The organism is Blautia sp. DFI.1.216, assembly GCF_020594215.1.
Classification (GTDB): domain Bacteria; phylum Bacillota; class Clostridia; order Lachnospirales; family Lachnospiraceae; genus Blautia_A; species Blautia_A wexlerae.
The window spans coordinates 1-20106 of record NZ_JAJDML010000006.1; the positions used below are offsets into that span (position 1 = coordinate 1).

General features: G+C 42.1%; 16 protein-coding genes. 3 read left to right on the top strand and 13 right to left on the bottom strand.

The genetic code is table 11. The features are described from left to right. Window positions 1–99 precede the first annotated feature (99 nt). From malQ to LJE11_RS03620, 4 genes are all read right to left on the bottom strand, one after another. Complete coding sequence (gene malQ / locus LJE11_RS03605) at window positions 100–1572, bottom strand: 4-alpha-glucanotransferase (RefSeq protein WP_173700694.1); 1473 nt, start codon at window positions 1570–1572, stop codon at window positions 100–102. A 375-nt stretch (window positions 1573–1947) separates the two neighbouring features. Next, window positions 1948–2475 carry a ribosome hibernation-promoting factor, HPF/YfiA family gene (gene hpf / locus LJE11_RS03610; protein ID WP_008706266.1) on the bottom strand — a complete coding sequence of 176 codons (528 nt, stop codon included), beginning with the start codon at window positions 2473–2475 and terminating at the stop codon, window positions 1948–1950. A gap of 202 nt (window positions 2476–2677) precedes the next feature. Continuing rightward, complete coding sequence (gene hisA, locus LJE11_RS03615; protein WP_008706264.1) at window positions 2678–3445, bottom strand: phosphoribosylformimino-5-aminoimidazole carboxamide ribotide isomerase; 768 nt, start codon at window positions 3443–3445, stop codon at window positions 2678–2680. A gap of 279 nt (window positions 3446–3724) precedes the next feature. Beyond that, window positions 3725–4237, bottom strand: coding sequence for a hypothetical protein (locus tag LJE11_RS03620; protein WP_055060079.1), 513 nt, complete (start codon window positions 4235–4237; stop codon window positions 3725–3727). Window positions 4238–4644: 407 nt separating this feature from the next. On the opposite strand from LJE11_RS03620, the gene LJE11_RS03625 reads away from it, so the two are divergent. Next, entirely contained in the window at window positions 4645–5904 is a 1260-nt protein-coding gene (locus LJE11_RS03625) for a D-alanyl-D-alanine carboxypeptidase (protein WP_227295538.1), read from the top strand. A 147-nt stretch (window positions 5905–6051) separates the two neighbouring features. Here LJE11_RS03625 and dapB read toward each other — a convergent pair whose 3' ends face one another. The 4 genes from dapB to LJE11_RS03645 form a co-directional block, all read right to left on the bottom strand. Then, a complete protein-coding gene (gene dapB / locus LJE11_RS03630; RefSeq protein ID WP_055150696.1) occupies window positions 6052–6813 on the bottom strand; it encodes a 4-hydroxy-tetrahydrodipicolinate reductase in 762 nt (253 codons plus the stop codon). A 65-nt stretch (window positions 6814–6878) separates the two neighbouring features. Further along, window positions 6879–7772, bottom strand: a complete 894-nt coding sequence (gene dapA / locus LJE11_RS03635; RefSeq protein WP_008706258.1) for a 4-hydroxy-tetrahydrodipicolinate synthase — start codon at window positions 7770–7772, stop codon at window positions 6879–6881. A 79-nt stretch (window positions 7773–7851) separates the two neighbouring features. Continuing rightward, entirely contained in the window at window positions 7852–8343 is a 492-nt protein-coding gene (locus tag LJE11_RS03640; RefSeq protein ID WP_022381314.1) for a cob(I)yrinic acid a,c-diamide adenosyltransferase, read from the bottom strand. Between the two features lie 470 nt (window positions 8344–8813). Continuing rightward, window positions 8814–9440 carry a single-stranded DNA-binding protein gene (locus LJE11_RS03645; RefSeq protein ID WP_008706256.1) on the bottom strand — a complete coding sequence of 209 codons (627 nt, stop codon included), beginning with the start codon at window positions 9438–9440 and terminating at the stop codon, window positions 8814–8816. Window positions 9441–9865: 425 nt separating this feature from the next. Here LJE11_RS03645 and typA point away from each other — a divergent pair, with 425 nt between their 5' ends. Together typA and adhE are read left to right on the top strand one after the other, a co-directional pair. Further along, complete coding sequence (gene typA / locus LJE11_RS03650; protein ID WP_055053769.1) at window positions 9866–11698, top strand: translational GTPase TypA; 1833 nt, start codon at window positions 9866–9868, stop codon at window positions 11696–11698. A 504-nt stretch (window positions 11699–12202) separates the two neighbouring features. Then, a complete protein-coding gene (adhE, locus tag LJE11_RS03655; RefSeq protein ID WP_227295540.1) occupies window positions 12203–14860 on the top strand; it encodes a bifunctional acetaldehyde-CoA/alcohol dehydrogenase in 2658 nt (885 codons plus the stop codon). An 89-nt stretch (window positions 14861–14949) separates the two neighbouring features. On the opposite strand, the gene LJE11_RS03660 is transcribed toward adhE, so the two are convergent. The 5 genes from LJE11_RS03660 to LJE11_RS03680 form a co-directional block, all read right to left on the bottom strand. Next, window positions 14950–16038, bottom strand: a complete 1089-nt coding sequence (locus tag LJE11_RS03660; RefSeq protein ID WP_227295542.1) for a class II aldolase/adducin family protein — start codon at window positions 16036–16038, stop codon at window positions 14950–14952. 80 nt (window positions 16039–16118) lie between these two features. Next, window positions 16119–17678 carry a cardiolipin synthase gene (cls, locus tag LJE11_RS03665; RefSeq protein ID WP_055053772.1) on the bottom strand — a complete coding sequence of 520 codons (1560 nt, stop codon included), beginning with the start codon at window positions 17676–17678 and terminating at the stop codon, window positions 16119–16121. Between the two features lie 117 nt (window positions 17679–17795). Further along, window positions 17796–18860, bottom strand: coding sequence for an FUSC family protein (locus LJE11_RS03670; RefSeq protein ID WP_055053773.1), 1065 nt, complete (start codon window positions 18858–18860; stop codon window positions 17796–17798). A gap of 101 nt (window positions 18861–18961) precedes the next feature. Further along, window positions 18962–19477: a flavodoxin family protein BilS gene (bilS, locus tag LJE11_RS03675; protein WP_161275848.1), complete on the bottom strand. Its 516-nt coding sequence runs from the start codon at window positions 19475–19477 to the stop codon at window positions 18962–18964. Window positions 19478–19585: 108 nt separating this feature from the next. After that, window positions 19586–19975, bottom strand: a complete 390-nt coding sequence (locus tag LJE11_RS03680; RefSeq protein ID WP_227295544.1) for a hypothetical protein — start codon at window positions 19973–19975, stop codon at window positions 19586–19588. Window positions 19976–20106 lie beyond the last annotated feature (131 nt).

Here is a 20106-nt window from a genome sequence, read left to right on the forward strand (position 1 = left end):
TTGCCTGCGGCAATGGAATTTTGGCTTGTATGTCTCGGGATTTTGGCATATTCATACCAAAACACCTCGCGGGATAGTGGTGTGTGAACAGTAACAAATTTATCGCTTTGTATCCACGATCAGTCTGCCAAATTTCTGCAGTTCCTTTTTGGCCTGTATAAAATCCGGTAAATGCCACTCCCAGTTCGGAGAACCAATGGTTCCCGGTGTGTTGATATGGCCCTCTTTTCCAAGTCCAAGAATATCTGCCAACGGAATGATCGCATATTCTGCCTGATTCTGCATGGTATACTGGAGAAATCTGTCCTTGACAGAGCCCTGTGATGCTCCCGCCTTCTTTAACATCCTGCGGATTTTTCTTCTGGCTGCGGCACTCATATTTCCATACCACTGCATGATCGTATCATTGTCATGCGTTCCTGTGTAAAAAATCATGTTTTCCACATCATGGAAGGTATCTCGGGCATATTTTCCACCTGTTTCTATGGAGAAGATCAGAATCTTCATTCCCTTCAGATGATAATGATCTTTCAGCATCAGAACCTCCGGACGAAGCAGCCCCAGATCCTCTGCTACCAGATCTAATCCCGGAATTTCTTTCTGAAGTGTATCAATGACCTCATATCCCGGTGCCTCGATCCATTCACCGTCAATAGCAGTCGGGCAGTCTGCCGGAATTTTCCAGTATGTATCAAATGCCCGGAAATGGTCGATCCTTATAATATCAAACAATTTGTTGCTATAGCCGATTCTGTCCACCCAGAATCTGTAATCCTGTTCCTTCATATGCTCCCAGTCATAGATCGGATTTCCCCATCTCTGCCCTGTAGCACTGAAATAATCAGGCGGTACTCCGGCGATGAAGATCGGACGTCCATCTGTATCAAGAAGAAAGTTATCTTTTCCACCCCATACGTCTACAGAATCCTGTCCCACATAGAAAGGAACATCTCCCATAATCTGGATTCCGGCATCGTTTGCAGCCTTCTTCACCTTCATCCACTGTGTGTAGAAAATATACTGAAGAAACATCTGATACTGTGCCTCTGTCTCCACCTCTGCCGGTAACTTCTGTCTGTTCTCCGGCCAGGTTCTGTATTCTTTCGGCCAGTCATTCCAGCATTCTCCGTTATTTGCTTTCTTTAATGCGCGGAACACACCATACTCATATACCCATTCCTGTGAAGCAAATTCTTTATATGCTGTTTCTTCCTGTCCCTTTTTCTCTGTAAAAACATCAAACGCAGTTCTTAAGAAAGGCTCTCTGTACTGGCGGACAGCCTCATAATCTACTCTTGTAGCTCTCTTCTGAAATTCCTTTGGATGTTCCTTTAACAGACCTTCCTCTGCAAGCGCATCAAGACTGATATACAACTCATCCCCTGCACAGGAGGAATATGGCTGGTATGGGGAATTACCATAGCCAACCGGATTCAGTGGCAGTATCTGCCATATCGTTACATGATTCTCCTTTAATAACTCGATAAATTGGAATGCAGATTCTCCAAGTTCTCCGGCACCAATACGGGACGGAAGTGCGGAAACTGGCATTAATACTCCGGCTTTTCTCATGATTTTTGTGCTCCTTCCTTCTTTTTACACTTCTTCATTTATAAAATTTCGGTAACTATTCTTCAGCAATCCATTCCAACAGAACGTTCCACCAGAATATACAAGTCAATATTCCATTGCCGCAGACAATCCGGAATGAATTTCAACTTGTAATTTTTTAACTGCTGAACAGTTACAAATTTCATAATATCTTTTGATATTTTAACATATTTAGGCCACTGCGTCAAAGCATTCCTTATGCGCTAAAGGTATATATTTTTCCTGACAAAAAAGCTCCCTTACAGGGGGCATTTTGTCTCTCTGTAAGGAAGCTTTTCTTTATGAAAACTTTTTTATGGCTGTCTATGTTTCATATTTTTGATCTTATAAGCAGATTTAGAATTCCGGTTCGATCAGACCGTAAGTATTGCCTTTACGTTTGTAAACTACATTTACCTGCTCTGTCTCTGCATTGTAGAATACAAAGAAATTATGTCCGAGCAGTTCCATCTGTACGCATGCATCTTCCGGATACATTGGTTTGATTCCGAATTTCTTGGTACGGATGATCTTAACTTCTTCATCCTCATCGTAGTCCTTGTCCAGATATGCTTTCTGGAAGTTGGCTGCTGCCTGCTGTTTGTCTACGATTTTATTTTTGTACTTGCGAAGCTGACGTTCAATGACTTCCTCTACCAGATCGATTGATACATACATGTCATTGCTTACCTGTTCGGAACGAATGATATTTCCTTTTACAGGGATTGTCACTTCAATTTTCTGTCTTTCTTTTTCAACACTTAAAGTTACTACAACTTCGGTGTCAGGAGTGAAATACCTTTCCAGTTTACTGAGCTTGTCCTGGACTGCTGTCTTAAGACCTTCTGTAACTGTAATATTTTTTCCGCTGATGATAAACTTCATGCTTCCATCCCCTTTGCTGTTTGATGAATCTATTATAACACACATTTTTGAATTTTAACACTATTTTATTAAAATTTCACATTTTTTCTGTTTACTTCAGAAATAACTTTAAAGTTCCTTTGTCATTATGGGGAAATAGCAAAAATTCTGTAATTGTTCTGTACATTTTCACTGTGATTCCTGAGATTACTATAAAAATTAGTTAAAGTTTAATCAGTTCTGAGAATGAAATATTTCCGCCAAAAAGATCCAATGCACTGCCTACTGTGACATCCAGTCTGTCTTTTCCATATTTTCGCAGATCCTCAATATCCTTCATGGAGCCAACTCCACCTGCGTAAGTAACCGGATTTCCTTTATACTCCCCCAGCAGAGATGCAAGTTCTGTTTCAACTCCACGTGCCTTTCCTTCCACATCTACTGCATGGACCAGAAACTCATCGCAGTAACTTCCCAGTTCTTTCATAATATCCAGTGTCATAGTGACATCTGTAAATTTCTGCCAGCGGTCTGTCACAATATAGTATTTTCCATCTTTTCTGCGACAGCTCAGGTCAAGAACCAGTTTCTCTTTTCCCACAGTCTCTTTCATTTTGTTCAGATTTTCCCAGGAAATCCTTCCATCTTTAAATACATAAGATGTAACGATTACATGACTGGCACCTGCACTAAGATATTCCCCTGCATTTTCCGGGTTCACTCCTCCGCCGATCTGTAATCCTCCCGGATAAGTATGTAATGCAAGAATCGCCTGTTCTTTTGTTGATTCATAGTATGGGGAGTCATGACCATTTAACAGAATTACATGTCCTCCTTTTATCCCTGCCTTCTTATATAATTCTGCATAGAAAGATGCATCCTGCTCAGATACAAAATTCTCACTTGCCTGATCCTGTACGTCCGTAAGGCTTCCACCTACAATCTGCTTTACTTTTCCATTATGTATATCAATACATGGGCGAAATTTCATAAAATCCATACCTCCATATCCGTTATATGTACTCTCAGAATCTTTTTGTACTTATAGCAAGCCTCTTAAATTAATGCATTTGAAACAGTTCAGCAGAGTGCGAAAGACAAGGAAGACGTTCACAGTAACGGATTTCACGCTCTGATGAGCTGAATCAATATGCATTATTTACAATGATTGCTATAGTTAGATGCAAAAACAAATACAATAAAACTTCGGGAGTACACTATTTAAATTTTACCGATTTAACACGATAATACCATAAATTATTCCTGATGTCTATCTTCCTTCTGCCGCATTGCCAACAGCATCACCCACATCTTCTACAGCATTACCTACCCCTTCGCCCAGATCTTTGACGCTGTTTCCCAGTTCACCGGATACTGTGCCGTCACCGTTGTTGTTTTCATCAATTCTGGTATTATCTGCAGTGTTATCTGTTGCATTGCTATTCTGTTTTGTCTCATTTTCTGCAGCTTCATCCTCTGCGGCAGTTCCATTGTCTGTGACGGTTCCACCATTATTTACATTATTATCTGCCGCATTGTTTCCTGATGTGCTATTTCCATTTGTATTGTTTTCTCCTGCGTTATTTTCCATGTTATCATCGTTTGCAGCATTATTATCCGTCATATTTTCTTCGTTTGTGTCTGCCTCATCAGCTGCTTTATTTGCATTCCCACATGCTGTGAACATGCATAGTGACATAATAAGTGCTGTACCTGTCAGAATCTTTTTTACCTTTATTCCCATATTCATCTCCTGTTCCCGGAAAGCATTCTGCCGGTCCATGCAGCAGAACCTCTCCGTCTTTTCATGTTTTTATATTATGTTTTTAATATGTACCAAAAACTCAATACTATTCTGGAAAAAATTTACTTTTCATGCTATGATTTAAATAACACAAAACAGATTACTCCGTACATATATACTCCTACAATCTAGTGTACCGACAAGTTGATTTCTCGAACAATCTTGCGTCTAAATTTCTTATTTCCGCGTTGTCGTCGGTCGCCGTAGCCACCGCTACGCCTCCTTCCTCCGCCTTGAAATAAGAAAATTTATCCTGCAAGATTGTTTCAAGAATCAACTTGTCGGCACACTAGCGCATTGCCATAGCAGGATTTCACTCATTGATGAGATGGATTGACTGCAGTATTTTACGGAATATCTATAACTCATATTTACAGGGGGTTATCATGAAAAGAAAAAGGAACCATTCACTTCGCGGCTCTGTTTTCATATTTCTGGCTGCACTTTTCCTGCTGTTTACCTGCAGTGTTTCTACTATCTATGCATCCACACTTCAGAAACCTGATATCGCAGCATCGGGAAAATTTGTAAAAGACGGCGATTACTGGATTTACCGCTATGATGATAAAACCATCGCCAAAAATGTATTTCTGAAAATTGACAAAAAGATCTATTATTTTAACAAACTCGGACACCGCTGGTGCAGCTGGCATACGATCAAAGGCAAAAATTATTATTTCGGAACCAGATCTCAGGGATATCTGATAAAGAATTCTCTTATCAAATATAAAGGAAATTATTACTATGTCGGTAAAGACGGTGCCATGGTTACCGGATGGTACACTGACAAATCCGGAAAGAAATACTATTTTGGCAAAGACGGAAAAGCAGTTACAGGAAAACACAAAATCAAGGGAACTTACTATTACTTTAACCAGAATGGTACTGTCACCCACACCGGATTAAATTATTCCCTTTCCTCTGACTGTGCACTTCTCATGAATGCAGATACCGGTCAGATTATTTATGGCAAAAATGAAAATGTTGCTCATGCCAACGCCAGCACAACCAAGATTATGACCTGTATCCTTGCACTTGAAAACTGCAAATTAAACGAAAAAGTAAAGTTCTCCCCTTACGCAGCATCTATTGAACCCAGCAAGCTTTATGCAAATGCAGGAGAAATATTTTATCTGAAAGATCTGCTTTATTCCCTGATGCTTCCCTCCCACAACGACACCGCAGTTGCCATTGCCGAACACGTCAGCGGTTCCACTGCAAAGTTTGTTAAATTAATGAATAAAAAAGCAGCAGAGATCGGATGTACGAATACACATTTCGCAACCCCAAATGGTCTGGATGCAGGGTATAACCATTACACAACAGCTTCTGACCTGGCAAAAATTGCCCAGTATGCGATCAAAAAGCCTATGTTCCGCAAACTGGTGAGCACCGGCTATTATTCTTTCTCTAATCTCAACACCGGCAGAAGCTATTCTATCGGCACCACCAACGCCCTGCTCGGCAATGTTCCGGGAGTTCAGGGTATGAAAACAGGCTATACCAACAAAGCAGGCTATTGTTTTGTCGGACTTTCTTATTCCGCAAGGGGAAACACCTATATTTCTGTTGTCCTGGGTGCAGATTCATCTTCTGCCCGCTGGCAGGATTCCAGAACATTGCTGACTTACGCATATAATCATTGATCAGAATTATTATAGCAGCATACAGGCCAATATTACAAAAAAGGAAAGTGTTCTGAAACATCAGATACACTTTCCTTTTATATATTTTATTTCACTGCTATGAAGATACTGAAAATTACCAGTTATCAATTTTTACTGCATTCCTGATTATTTTGCACTGATAACATCGCTCATATCATATCTTCCTGCCGGTTTGCCTGCAAGGAATTTCGCAGCTTCAACAGCACCCTTTCCAAATACAGCTTTGGAATATGCAGTATGCTTAAATTCAATCACTTCATCCGGACCTGCGAAGATCACTTCGTGTTCTCCTACGATTGTTCCACCGCGGACTGCTGAGATACCGATTTCCTTATCATCTCGCATCTCACGTCTCTGGCTGCGGTCATAGATATAATGATACTGGTTATCCATTGCCTCATTAATGCTGTCAGCCAGTGCAAGTGCTGTTCCGCTTGGTGCATCCAGTTTCAGTCTGTGATGCTTCTCAACAATCTCCATGTCAAATCCTGCTGTTGCCAGAACCTTTGCCGCATTCTGAAGCAGTTTCATCAGAGTATTGATTCCAAGAGACATATTTGCAGATTTCAGAACTGCGACATTCTTAGATGTCTCTTCCACCTTTGCGAGCTGCTTCTCGCTTAAACCGGTTGTACATAATACAACCGGGAGTTTGCGTTTCTCACAGTAAGCAAGAAGTGCATCTGTTGCTTTTGCAGAAGAGAAGTCGATAAGGGCATCTGCCTCTACCTGACATTCTTCCATATTTGTATATACAGGGTAGCTGTTCTTTCCCTGATCTGCCACATCGATACCTGCTACGATCTCAGCATCCGGATCCTTCTCCACAAGTCCGGAGATTACCTGACCCATGTGACCGTTACAGCCATGCATAATAATCTTTACCATTTGTCTATTCCTCTCAATTCCAGTATATCGGCAAGTTGATTTTCCGAACAATCCTGCGGTTATATTTATGCAAGTTTAATTCCGAAATTCTTCAGTTCTTCTGCGAGTTTTGCCTTGTTTGCATCTTCCATCTCGGATAATGGCATACGAAGTGGTCCCACTTCTTTACCCATCAGATTCAGAGCTGCTTTCACCGGAATCGGGTTTACTTCACTGAACAGTGCATGAATTAACGGGATTGCCTTTAACTGGATTTCTGCTGCACCCTTTGTATCTCCTTCAAGGAATTTCATAACCATATCATGTGTTTCCTTAGGAGCTACATTAGAAAGTACGGAAATTACTCCAAGTCCGCCAAGTGAAAGGATCGGAAGTACCTGATCATCATTTCCGGAGTAGAGTTCAATGCAGCCATCAGCCATGGACATCATGGTTGCAATCTGTGAAAGATCTCCGCTTGCTGCTTTGATACCAACAATATTCTTAACATTTTTAGCCAGAGCTACTGCTGTTGCAGGCTGAATGTTACAACCTGTACGGCTCGGAACATTGTACATAATGATTGGTGTTTCCGGAACTGCCTCTGCAATAGCTGTATAATGAGCGATCAGTCCTTTCTGAGTCGCCTTGTTATAATATGGAGTCACTATAAGAAGTGCATCTGCACCGTAAGAAGCAGCCTCCTTTGACATCATAATTGCAGTTTCCGTACAGTTGGAACCTGTACCTGCGATAACCGGAACACGTTTGTTTACCTTGTCGATTGCAAACTTAATTGTCTTAAGATGCTCTCCATGCGTCATCGTTGATGATTCTCCTGTTGTTCCGCAGATAATGATCGCATCTGTACTGTTTGCAATCTGATACTCCAGAAGTTCCTCCAGTTTATCATAATTAACCTTACCATCTTCATACATAGGGGTTACGATCGCAACACCTGCACCTTTAAAAATTGCCATTTGCCTTCCTCCTTTATTCTTCTGTAATTTCCATACAGATTACTGTCCATTCATAAACAATAATCAGGTTTTATACACCTTATACAATCTCTGTTGTCAGTGTAGTTATGCTGTCTGCATATTTACGCAGGCTGTCCGGTAACGTCCGTCCCGTAAGCAGAATATGCATACTCTCGTCCTTCATCTTCAGGATATCACCGATTGCCTCTGCAGTGGTGATCCCGTAATCCGGAAGTGCAAGAATCTCATCTAGGAGCAGAAAATCGCATTCCTGCGTTGCGATCACTTTGCGCGCAAAATTCAAAGCATTAAGAATATTGGTTTTCTCCTCTGCCTTCTCCTGCTCATTCAGTTCCTCATATCCTTCATCATGCTTCTCAAAACGGAATATCTTAATATCCAGATTATCCAGTTCCGCCAGAAAATCCAGTTCCCTGCGCTCTCTTCCTTTCAGAAACTGAATAATAATGACGCTTTTACCCTGTGCGGAAGCTCTCAGACACTGACCGATCGCCAGAGTTGTCTTTCCCTTTCCCCCGCCACAGTAAACCTCTGTAAATTCTTTTTCCATAACAAACAATTCCTCTTATCGTTATTGAAATTGTACCTTCTTCTCTGTGTCATTACAGACATGATAAACAGCAGTCTGTTTTCGACTTCTGCGATGAGCTTCCGGCATATTCACGCCGGAATGCTTCGTGGAACAGCAGGCTGCCATAGTTATCTGAATACGCTTATATTACCGCAGTTTATGAAGAATTGCAAGTGTTACTGTTTACAGTAATCGTTACTGTTCACTCCGTTCTCAGCAACACGCTTCGCGATGCAAAAAATATGAACCTCCTTGCGCAAAGCCCAAGGAGTATCGTTTGCTTTGCAAACTCAATTTATGCTAATCGCATAAATTCGCGCGGTATGTCTCGGGTTTTCTGTGACCTTCGCTCACAAAAAACACCTCGCGGGATATCACCAGTGAACAGTAACCACTCCGTTCACAGTAACGTGGCCAAAATTCATTCCAAATTGCCTGCGGCAATGGAATTATTCCATATATTCCAGCTTGCTTACAGATACTTCATACGCAACTCTCTTCTCTGTTTCATTTTCCCCGATCCGTTTCATATATTCTCTGCTCTGGATACGTCCCCAGATCAGGACATGACCGCCAACTTCAAACGCAGATGCATAGCGGGCATTTCTGCCCCAGCAGATGCATGGTATGTAATCTGATTTTCCATACGGACGATTTACTGCCAGCAGCACATCCGCAATTTCTCTTCCAAGAGGAGTTTTACGGTACACCGGAGGCTTACAGATATATCCGTCCAGAAAAATCTGATTTACCGGAACTGTTTCATCCTCTTCTTCCACAAACTTCAGTTCTCTGCTAAATACTGAAAGCACGAGACGGTTGTGCTTCTCCTCATGGCGGTTATATGAGCGGAACTGTCCATGGATTTCCACATATTCTCCGATATAATCCTGCGTTACATCCACTAGCCGTTCAGAAACCATCACCGGAATTCTGTCTTCCGAATCACTGAGCCTTTTGACCAGCAGCTCAGTCATATAGAAGCCTTCTCCAAAGACCTGATGACTGAATGTAAAGCCTGCTGCAATTTTGCCCATCATAGATACCTGATTGTTTTCAATAATTTTATCTGCCATAATGTGGTTCTCCTTCCCTGTAGAGCACCTGTGTCAGAATCCCTGCCTGCAGTGCAGACCGTAAATCGTCTCTGCTTTTTCAACGATCCCGCATATGCTCCTCTGTACCTTGTATTGTTCTTTATAAGGTTATGTACAGGCATTCTCATTTAGAACCAGAATCTGCAAAAATAAAAAAAATTATTTTAACACCTTGTAATCTGGCGAAAATGTGGTAAACTGAAAATTCGGGTAACTTATTGAAGAAAAAAACACATAATAATAGGAACAAATTCATCTGCAAGATTATATCGTGCTTGAAAAATGCTTTTGCAGCAAAATAATCCTGCTGATAACACATGAATATTAACAATTCCGGTAACTGTTCAGCCAGTGTGCCGAACAGTTACCCATTCAAAGCTTAAAGAGGAAAGGAAAATCATTTTATGAGAACAAAACGTGAAGATGTCCGTAACGTAGCCATTATCGCACACGTTGACCATGGTAAAACTACTCTGGTTGACCAGCTTCTGAAACAGAGCGGTGTATTCCGTGAGAATCAGGAAGTTCAGGAACGTGTCATGGACTCTAATGATATCGAACGTGAACGTGGTATCACTATTTTATCCAAGAACACAGCTGTTCATTACAAAAATACAAAAATCAACATCATTGACACACCAGGACATGCTGATTTCGGCGGCGAGGTAGAACGTGTACTTAAGATGGTAGACGGTGTTATTCTTCTCGTTGATGCTTTCGAAGGTGCTATGCCTCAGACAAAATTCGTTCTTAAGAAAGCACTGGAACTTGACCTTCATGTAATCGTATGTATCAACAAGATCGACCGTCCGGAAGCCCGTCCGGATGAAGTTGTAGATGAGGTTCTGGAACTTCTTATGGATCTTGGTGCTTCTGATGAACAGCTTGACTGTCCGTTCCTGTATGCTTCTGCCAAAGCAGGACATGCTGTGATCGACTTAAACGACACTCCTAAGGATATGGCTCCGTTATTTGAAGCAATCCTGAAATATATCCCGGCTCCGGAAGGAGATCCGGAGGCAGATACTCAGGTTCTGATCAGCACGATTGATTACAATGAATACGTTGGACGTATCGGTGTTGGTAAAGTTGAAAACGGTACAATCGCTGTTAACCAGGAACTGACTCTGTTAAACCATCATGATCTGGACAAACGTAAGAAAGTTAAGATCAGCAAGCTCTACGAGTTTGACGGTCTGAACAAAGTTGAAGTAAAAGAGGCCACTATCGGTGCTATCGTTGCTATTTCCGGTATCGCAGATATCCATATCGGTGATACTCTCTGCGCAGGAGATAATCCGGAAGCTATTCCTTTCCAGAAGATTTCCGAGCCTACTATTGCCATGAACTTCATCGTAAATGACAGTCCGCTGGCCGGTCAGGAAGGTAAATACATTACCTCCCGTCATCTTCGTGACCGTCTCTACCGTGAGCTCAACACAGATGTCAGCCTTCGTGTAGAAGACACTGATACAACTGAGGCATTTAAAGTTTCCGGACGTGGAGAACTTCATCTGTCTGTCCTGATTGAAAACATGAGACGTGAAGGTTATGAATTCGCAGTAAGTAAACCGGAAGTTCTGTATAAAACAGACGAGCGTGGCAAGAAGCTTGAGCCTATGGAAATTGCTTATGTAGATGTTCCGGAAGAATTTTCCGGTACTGTAATCCAGAAGCTGAGCGAACGTAAAGGTGAACTGCAGGGTATGAGTACTGCCAGTGACGGTACTGTCCGTCTGGAATTCCACATTCCTTCCCGTGGACTGATCGGATTCCGCGGTGAGTTCCTTACTTCCACCAAGGGTACCGGCATCATCAATACTATGTTTGACGGATATGCTCCTTACAAGGGAGATTTCCAGTACAGAAAGCAGGGATCTCTGATCGCTTTCGAGGCTGGTGAAGCTGTTACTTATGGTCTGTTCGCAGCCCAGGAGCGTGGTACTCTGTTTATCGGACCTGGTGCAAAGGTTTACAGCGGTATGGTTATCGGACAGAATGGTAAAGCCGAAGATATCGAGCTGAACGTATGCAAGACAAAACATCTGACTAACACACGTTCTTCTTCCGCTGATGATGCACTGAAATTAACTCCACCAAGAGTTCTCAGTCTGGAACAGGCCATCGATTTCATCGACCAGGATGAACTCCTTGAGGTTACACCGGAGTCTCTCCGTATCCGTAAGAGACTTCTGGATTCCAGAGAACGTAAGAGAGCCGCTTTCAGAAAAGCCTGAAACAAATAGAAACTTAAGAAAAATTAAGCCCCGCAGATTTTGCGGGGCTTAATTTTTCTTAATCATTACTGTTCACTCCGTTCACAGTAACTCTTAATCTCCTGCAAACATATGGAAAAACATAAATCCTTCTACAAATTATATTGTTATATTTTCACGAAATCCTCAGTTAGTATTTGTTAACTTTTTCATATGCTTTGTAATTGACAAATGATTAACAAAGTCATATAATAGCATCATCGAGGTTGTTAATTTATTAACGTTATTTTTTTAACTTTCTCTCAGTTGCCAACAGAACATATATTGTTAAATTTTTCTCATATATTCTGACAATTGATATTTTATTCACATTATTTACGTGATTATGCACAATTTTCACCACACTATTTCGTTATGCTCATATTAATGTTACTGTTGACCGAATAATCAGTTTATTTGTATAATAAAAACATAACAGGTCACGGTAAATACTTTTAACGAAAACACAAACAGGAGGATTCCCAAATGGCAAAAAAAGAGAACACTATCCCAACCATCATCGACACCCCTGAAGCCCTTACTGCAAAGATTGCAGCCATGAAAGAGGCACAGAAGATTTTCGCAACATTTACCCAGGAGCAGGTAGATAAGATTTTTAAAGCTGCCGCTACTGCTGCTGACAAAGCACGTATCCCGCTTGCTAAAAATGCTGTTGAAGAAACAGGAATGGGTATTGTAGAAGATAAGGTTATCAAGAACCATTACGCAGCCGAATATGTATACAACGCATATAAGAATACCAGAACCTGCGGTGTGATTGAAGAAGATACTGCTTACGGTATTAAGAAAATAGCTGAGCCGATTGGTCTGATTGCTGCTGTTATTCCTACAACCAACCCAACATCTACTGCAATCTTCAAAACTCTGATTGCACTGAAAACACGTAATGCAATCATCATCAGTCCGCATCCCCGCGCAAAGAAATGTACCATTGAGGCTGCAAAGGTTGTTCTGGAGGCTGCTGTAGAAGCCGGTGCACCGGAGGGAATCATCGGATGGATTGATGTTCCAAGTCTTGATCTGACAAATCAGGTTATGCGTGAAGCAGACATCATCCTTGCCACAGGTGGTCCCGGAATGGTTAAGGCTGCCTATTCTTCCGGAAAACCTGCTTTAGGTGTAGGTCCCGGAAATACTCCTGTTATCATTGATGACAGTGCAGATATCCGTCTGGCAGTTAACTCCATCATCCATTCCAAGACCTTTGACAATGGTATGATCTGTGCTTCCGAACAGTCTGTAACTGTTCTTGAGAGCATTTATAAGAAAGTAAAAGAAGAATTCCTTTACAGAGGATGTTACTTCCTGAAACCGGATGAATTAGAGAAAGTAAGAAAAACTATCCTTATCAATGGCGCATTGAATGCAAAGATCGTAGGCCAGAAGGCTGCCACTATCGCTGAGATGGCCGGTGTTGCAGTTCCTCCTGAAACAAAGATTCTGATCGGTGAAGTTGAATCTGTAGACATCAGCGAAGAATTCGCACATGAGAAGCTTTCCCCTGTACTTGCCATGTACAAGGCCAAGACCTTTGACGAAGCGATTGCCAAAGCTGAACAGCTTGTAGCTGACGGCGGTTATGGACATACCTCCGCTCTCTACATTGACACAAGAGAAAAGGAAAAAATGGAAAAACACGCAGCAGCTATGAAGACCTGCCGTATCCTCATCAATACTCCATCTTCTCAGGGCGGTATCGGCGACCTTTACAACTTCAAACTTGTTCCGTCCCTGACTTTGGGCTGCGGTTCCTGGGGTGGCAACTCCGTATCTGAGAACGTAGGTGTAAAACATCTCATTAACATCAAGACCGTTGCTGAAAGGAGAGAAAATATGCTCTGGATTAGAACACCGGAAAAAGTTTATTTCAAAAAAGGCTGCCTGCCGGTTGCTCTGGATGAACTTGGCACTGTTATGCACAAGAAACGCTGCTTTATCGTAACAGACTCTTTCCTTTATAAGAATGGATATACTAAAAAGATCGAAGATAAATTAGATCAGATGGGAATCGTACATACCTGCTTCTACGATGTAGAGCCAGATCCATCTCTCGCTTCTGCAAGAGCCGGTGCTGCTGCAATGAGAATGTTCGAGCCTGACTGCATTATCGCAATGGGCGGTGGTTCCGCAATGGATGCCGGCAAGATCATGTGGGTTCTCTATGAAAATCCGGACGCCAACTTTGATGATATGGCTATGGACTTTATGGATATCCGTAAGAGAATCTTCACATTCCCGCATATGGGTAAGAAAGCTTACTTTATAGCTGTTCCAACATCTTCCGGTACAGGTTCCGAGGTAACACCTTTTGCTATCATTACTGATAAGACTACAGGTATCAAATGGCCTCTGGCTGATTATGAATTAATGCCTGACATGGCTATTGTTGATACAGATAATATGATGAGCGCACCTAAGGGACTGACCTGTGCTTCCGGTATCGACGTTATGACTCATGCACTTGAAGCCTATGCTTCCATGATGGCATCTGATTATACAGATGGTCTTGCATTAAATGCGATCAAACTGGTATTTAACTATCTGCCACGTGCATACAAAGATGGTTCTGATGTAGAAGCAAGACAGCATATGGCAAATGCTTCCTGCATGGCTGGTATGGCTTTCGCAAATGCATTCCTTGGCGTAAACCACTCTCTTGCTCATAAGCTGGGAGCTTTCCATCATATTCCACACGGTATTGCAAATGCTCTGGTTCTGCTTCATGTTCTGCGCTATAATGCAGCCGAAGTTCCGGCTAAGATGGGTACCTTCCCACAGTATCAGTATCCGCACACACTTGCACGTTACGCTGAGATTGGCCGTTCTGTAGGTCTGACAGGCAAGAACGACAGCGAAGTATTTGAAAAGCTTCTCCAAAAACTGCAGGAACTGATGGATACTATTGAGATCAAACATACGATCAGGGAATACGGCGTAGACGAGAAGTACTTCCTTGAAACTCTGGACGAAATGACCGAACAGGCATTTAACGACCAGTGTACCGGTGCCAATCCAAGATATCCATTAATGTCTGAACTGAAAGAAATCTATCTGAAAGCTTACTATGGTGAGGGAAATATTCCTGAATCCGGGAAAGCCAAAGAGAAAAAAGAAGAGAAATAAGATTTGCTGAAAATAAACCTTTTCCTTTAAAAATATAGTGTTTAAACCAACAAAATGGGGCTGTCAAAAAAAGACAGCCCCTTATTATATTATTTCTTACTGCGATATGCTTCTGCTTCCCAATGTGTGATAAAGTATGTAATATCATCCGTCATATGAAGCGGACCGCCAAAGCTTTCTGCATATACTGCAAGCTTAATGGCATCTTTTACAAGAAGCTGTGCTTTTGCAGCTTTTCCCTTATCATCTTCCATGATAAAGGCACCGACTCCCTGTACCAGGATCAGTCTTGGCTCTTTGTCATTCTCTGCCATAAATGCATCCAGCGCAGCTTTTGCCTGGTCAATATCCTCTACAAATAACGGATATGGTCCGCAATATACAATGTGATCCGGTGTAAACGGCTTCAGAAGCGGTGCAGCCGCTGCCTTATCTTTTACGAAGTTATCAGCTTCTGCTACAGGTACAACTTCTACTGCATGTCCCAGTAACCGGGAAAGCTTCTCTGCTGCCTGTTCTTTTTCAGATGTAACAGCATCACTGACATCAGCAGTTCTCTTTACCTGTTTCTCTAATTTACTGATCACGCCGTCAAATAATGCTCCAATTTCCTCTACAGTATTTGCTGCAACGAAAATTCCATGATTCTGGAGCAGAAGAACCTGAACATCTTTTCCGTATTCTTCTTTATAAGCATTCATTTTCTCATAGCAGATACGTGCAAGCGTATATCCGGGTTTGCAGATATCGATCCAGAGTACATCTTTTCCAAGGATCTGTTCGCTGAGTTCCTTTGCGCCTTTTCCGCAGGTCAGTCCATTGACAAGTGTAGGATGAACATGCAGTACATAAGTATAGGCAAATAAGTTATGAAGCAGTGCTTCTACACTTGGACGTTTTGTTTTGTCAGCATCTGTTACTGCAGCCATAACATCTGCAAGATACAGCGATTCACGTTTGACATCGTCTTCCGGATAATCTGTTTTCATGATCTCATTCAAACGTGCTCTGCTCATTTCCACAAATTCCTCTGCCTTAATTGTGGCAAGCTGTGTACCGGAGCCTTTTACATACAATGTGGTGTCGTCTTTTACAGAAGTATTGCCACCGCCTGCAAGAACATAGGCAGGGTTGCTTCCATAAGTATTTGACATTTTTACTAAGGTTGAAAGATCCATAGTTAAAATTCCTCCCATATTTATAATAGTTTTGCTGTTCCCCATTCCATTGTACACGATATTCTGCTTTTTTCCAAGTGTTATAATAATCCCGCAAATAACCTCATAAACAGCTGTCCCAATCGCAGATATGCGCTGCGTCCGGTACTGTACTGTTCTGTGACTTCACGGCATTCATCCATTGTTGCTGCAAGATCATTTCGGATATCCAGAACTGCCTGGCAGTCTGCCATAAAGCAGCCGTTTTCAAAATGATGATACAGACTTCTGTAATCCAGATTTATGGTTCCGCAGGTTGCCATACAGTCATCTGCCACACTTATCTTTGCATGACAGAAACCAGGTGTCCATTCATAGATACGCACTCCATGCTTCACCAGTCCATGGTAAAAGGATCGTGTGATATTGTAGATCATCTTTTTATCCGGAATACCAGGTGTGATGATCCTCACGTCTACCCCGCGCTTGGCAGCCAGACACAGAGCATGGCTCATTTCATCTGTGATGATCAGGTACGGAGTCATAAACCAGCAATATTTTTCTGCTTTGTTCACCATACTGATATACACCTCTTCGCCTACCTGTTCATGGTCCATAGGACTGTCCGCATAAGGCTGGATAAAGCCTGTCTGCTTTGCCTGATAATCTGTCTGAACCAGAAATCCGGTAAAATCACTGTCATTTTTATCCTTATCACTGACAGCATTCCACATCTCCAGGAATGTTACTGTCAGGGAACGGACTGCCTCCCCCTCCAGACGGATACCTGTATCCTTCCACTGTCCATAAGGATGTGTGAAATTAAAATATTCGTTGGCAAGGTTGTAACCGCCGGTAAATCCCACTTTTCCATCGATTACTGTGATCTTGCGGTGATCCCGGTTATTCAGGAACACATTCAGACCCGGAGTAAAAGGGTTGAACACTCTGCAATGGATTCCCACATTTTCCATTTTCTTAATGAAGTCTGTATTGATAAACCCAATGGAACCCATGTCGTCATAAAATACTCTGACTTCTACGCCTGCCTTTACGCGGTCTTCCAGAACTCTCTGGATTTTATGCCAGGCCTGTGCATCCTCAATGGCATGATATTCCATAAAAATGAATTTCTCTGCCTTTGCCAGATCTGCCAGCTGAGCCTCCAGCCCTTTGACTGCCTCATCATAATAAATAACATCTGTATTCTGATAGACCGGATAGGAGGCATTTTTCTGTATATAATCAGAAATATTGCCTGCCTTCGGGATTTTCCTGCCAAGCGTTTCCCTGCACTCACTGTCATTGGGAAGCAACGGCAGAAGTTCCCTGTCGATCTGGTCATAACGCTCCCGCATTTTACGGGTACCGCCATTGAGACCAATCAGTAAGTACAATCCCACTCCCAAGATAGGGAATACAAGGATCAAAATAACCCAGGGCATTTTCATAGATGAAGTCTGGTCTGACGCATACAGCTTAAGAACCAGTACACCTGCAAGAAGCCTTGTTATCAGATTGATAATCTCCGCATATTGATTCAGCTTTGTGATCATAGCAATGATAAAAGCTGCTTCCAGTAAAATACATACTGCGGAAAAGCATAATCGTTTTACACCATTTTTCGTTTTCGCCCTGCCTTCCAGGGTATCCTGTTTCATATTCTTTCTCTCTCCCTCTGTCATTGTACGTTAATATTCACTCTATTCCCAGAACACATATCAGACGGATAAAATCATCCGCTTTTTTACTTGCTTATAACCGCTCCGCAGTTTCAGTCAGGAAAGATTTTCTGCACATTTATTTGTGCCTATATACTCTGCTACTTTATCTGTTACTTTATTGCAGATTACCGTATAAGCTGCTCCCAGGACATTGGCACCTATACGAAGTGCTATTGCTGCCGGCATTCCGAAGATCCCTGCTGCAATAGACAACGCTCCAAATGTATTAAATGCAGTCTGCCACGGATATCCTGCTGAATATCCAACTCCGATTCCTCCGATCATTCCGATGTACGGATACATAGATTTAGGAAGTATCAGATACAGCACAATAAACAGCAGACAGCCCACAACATTAAACATTCCTCTGCTCACAGACCTTGGGATACAGTCCTCTGTAAAAGGCAGACATACGGACATACAGGCGATTCCTGCCCACATTGCTCTGGGAAGTCCCAGAAGATTCATAAACAGCATTGCGCTGGATACGATCAGTGTCAGTTTCACATACCATCTGCTTCTTGCTGACTTAAGATCAAATTCCCGGAACAAATCCAGGAAGGTTCTTCGATAGGCTCTGTTTCTCTGGTTCTTATAGAAGACGATCATACAGATCACCATTCCCACCAACAAGCCGATCACACGGAAGGTGTATTCCTTTCCTGTCACATCATAGCCCAGAAGCAGCAAATAGCCCAGAACAAAGGTAGAATGATTGTACATGATCACATTATGACAGCCCAGTATCATCAGCAGTAAAATACACACAGCATTCACTGCAAACGCGGCTAACGGAGGCACTATATTTGCCAGACGGGGTCCTGCCATAAGAATACCGAAGATCCCTGCAATGGAAAGCAGTCCATGTGTTGTCCTGATCCCGAAATCTGCCTGCCGTAGCACAAGCACTGCCAGCAGAACAGTAACACCAACTACACTGTTGCTGCTCCCTGTAAGCTTGCTGTACATGCTTACCACTGCCACACAGAATGCCATGACCAGATACACTTTAAAGTTATAGATCAGAATGTGCCGTCTTTTCTCTTTTGGGTCTGTGGTGCTTCTGATCAGCTGTTTGGAGCCGGTCGAACTCAATTGTAATTCCTGATAAAATGTCATATCTCGTTACCTCTCTTTCGCGAAAATCTATAAAAATTTATGAATTACCTTTTTTAGTAACGAGCACTATACCGCAGTTCCCTCTGTTAGTCAAGACTTAATTATTTTTCCAGGTCTCTTCTGATTATTTCTTCCAGCCTGTCCAGATCCTCATTGTCAGGATGAGATAACGCCCTGTCAAAATTCTGGATCAGTTCATCCAGGTTTGGTGCATGATCCGGCTTCTCTTTCATCTTTACGTATCTGTCCCTGACTGACTGGGGCATTTTCCCCTGACACATAAATTCTCCCATCACTGTATTACTCTCATCCACAGATTCCTTAACTTTCCCGAGAACCTGTTGGAAATAGGCTTCACTGCCTCCGAAACCTGCTGTTCCAAACAGAAAGATTTTTTTATTTCTCAGGCTCTTTAACAGTTCAAGTGCTGCAGGATCTGCATTCCCTATATCTGTCCAGAATCCAATGTATAATATGTCGGAAGAAAAAGCCTTCGCTCCTTCTGTTCCAAAATAGTCACAGTTTTCCTCAGGCAATACCTCCCTGATCTTCTCCGCAAGCTTCTTTGTGTTCCCTGTTTTACTGCTGTATATAATCGAGTATCTTTGTATTCCCATGCTGTCTCTTGCTCCTTTTTTTGTTTTATGCACTCTCGGAGTCTTCCTTGTATTTGCTTTTGCAAAAAGATTCCGAAAGTACATTTTTATCTGCGTTATTTATATCAGTTATAAATCCTCGTCCGACACTCCATCCCGGAACATTTTCAGTAGTTCTTCCAGACTTTCTCTCAGCTTCTCATTCTTATTATACTGAATCAGTACCACCGTAACAATGGCAGACAGAATCATGCATCTGCGGATCAGTTTTCGGATGCGGATACATCTCTTTACATCTTTTCGTCCCTTTTCATAGAGTTTCTCTGCCATCCTGTCAGCTCTGGCATCTTTGCAGGCAATATAATCATCAATCACCTGCTTATCCTCCTCACAGATATCCAGATTCTCATACTGATTCCTCAGCTCCTCAAGTTCTGCATTATTCTGTCTGATCACTGTATCTTTGCGGTTAATTCTCTCAGCTGCACTTCGGCTCATTCTCTCTGTTCGCTTATTCATGATAAAAACTCCTTTCGTTTATTTTTTATTATTTCCTATTTTAAACTTTTCTCAGGCTTTTCTCAATAAAATATTGAAAACAAAAAGCACCTGCTTTGACAGATGCTTTTTCTCGCTGAATTTAACCGCCT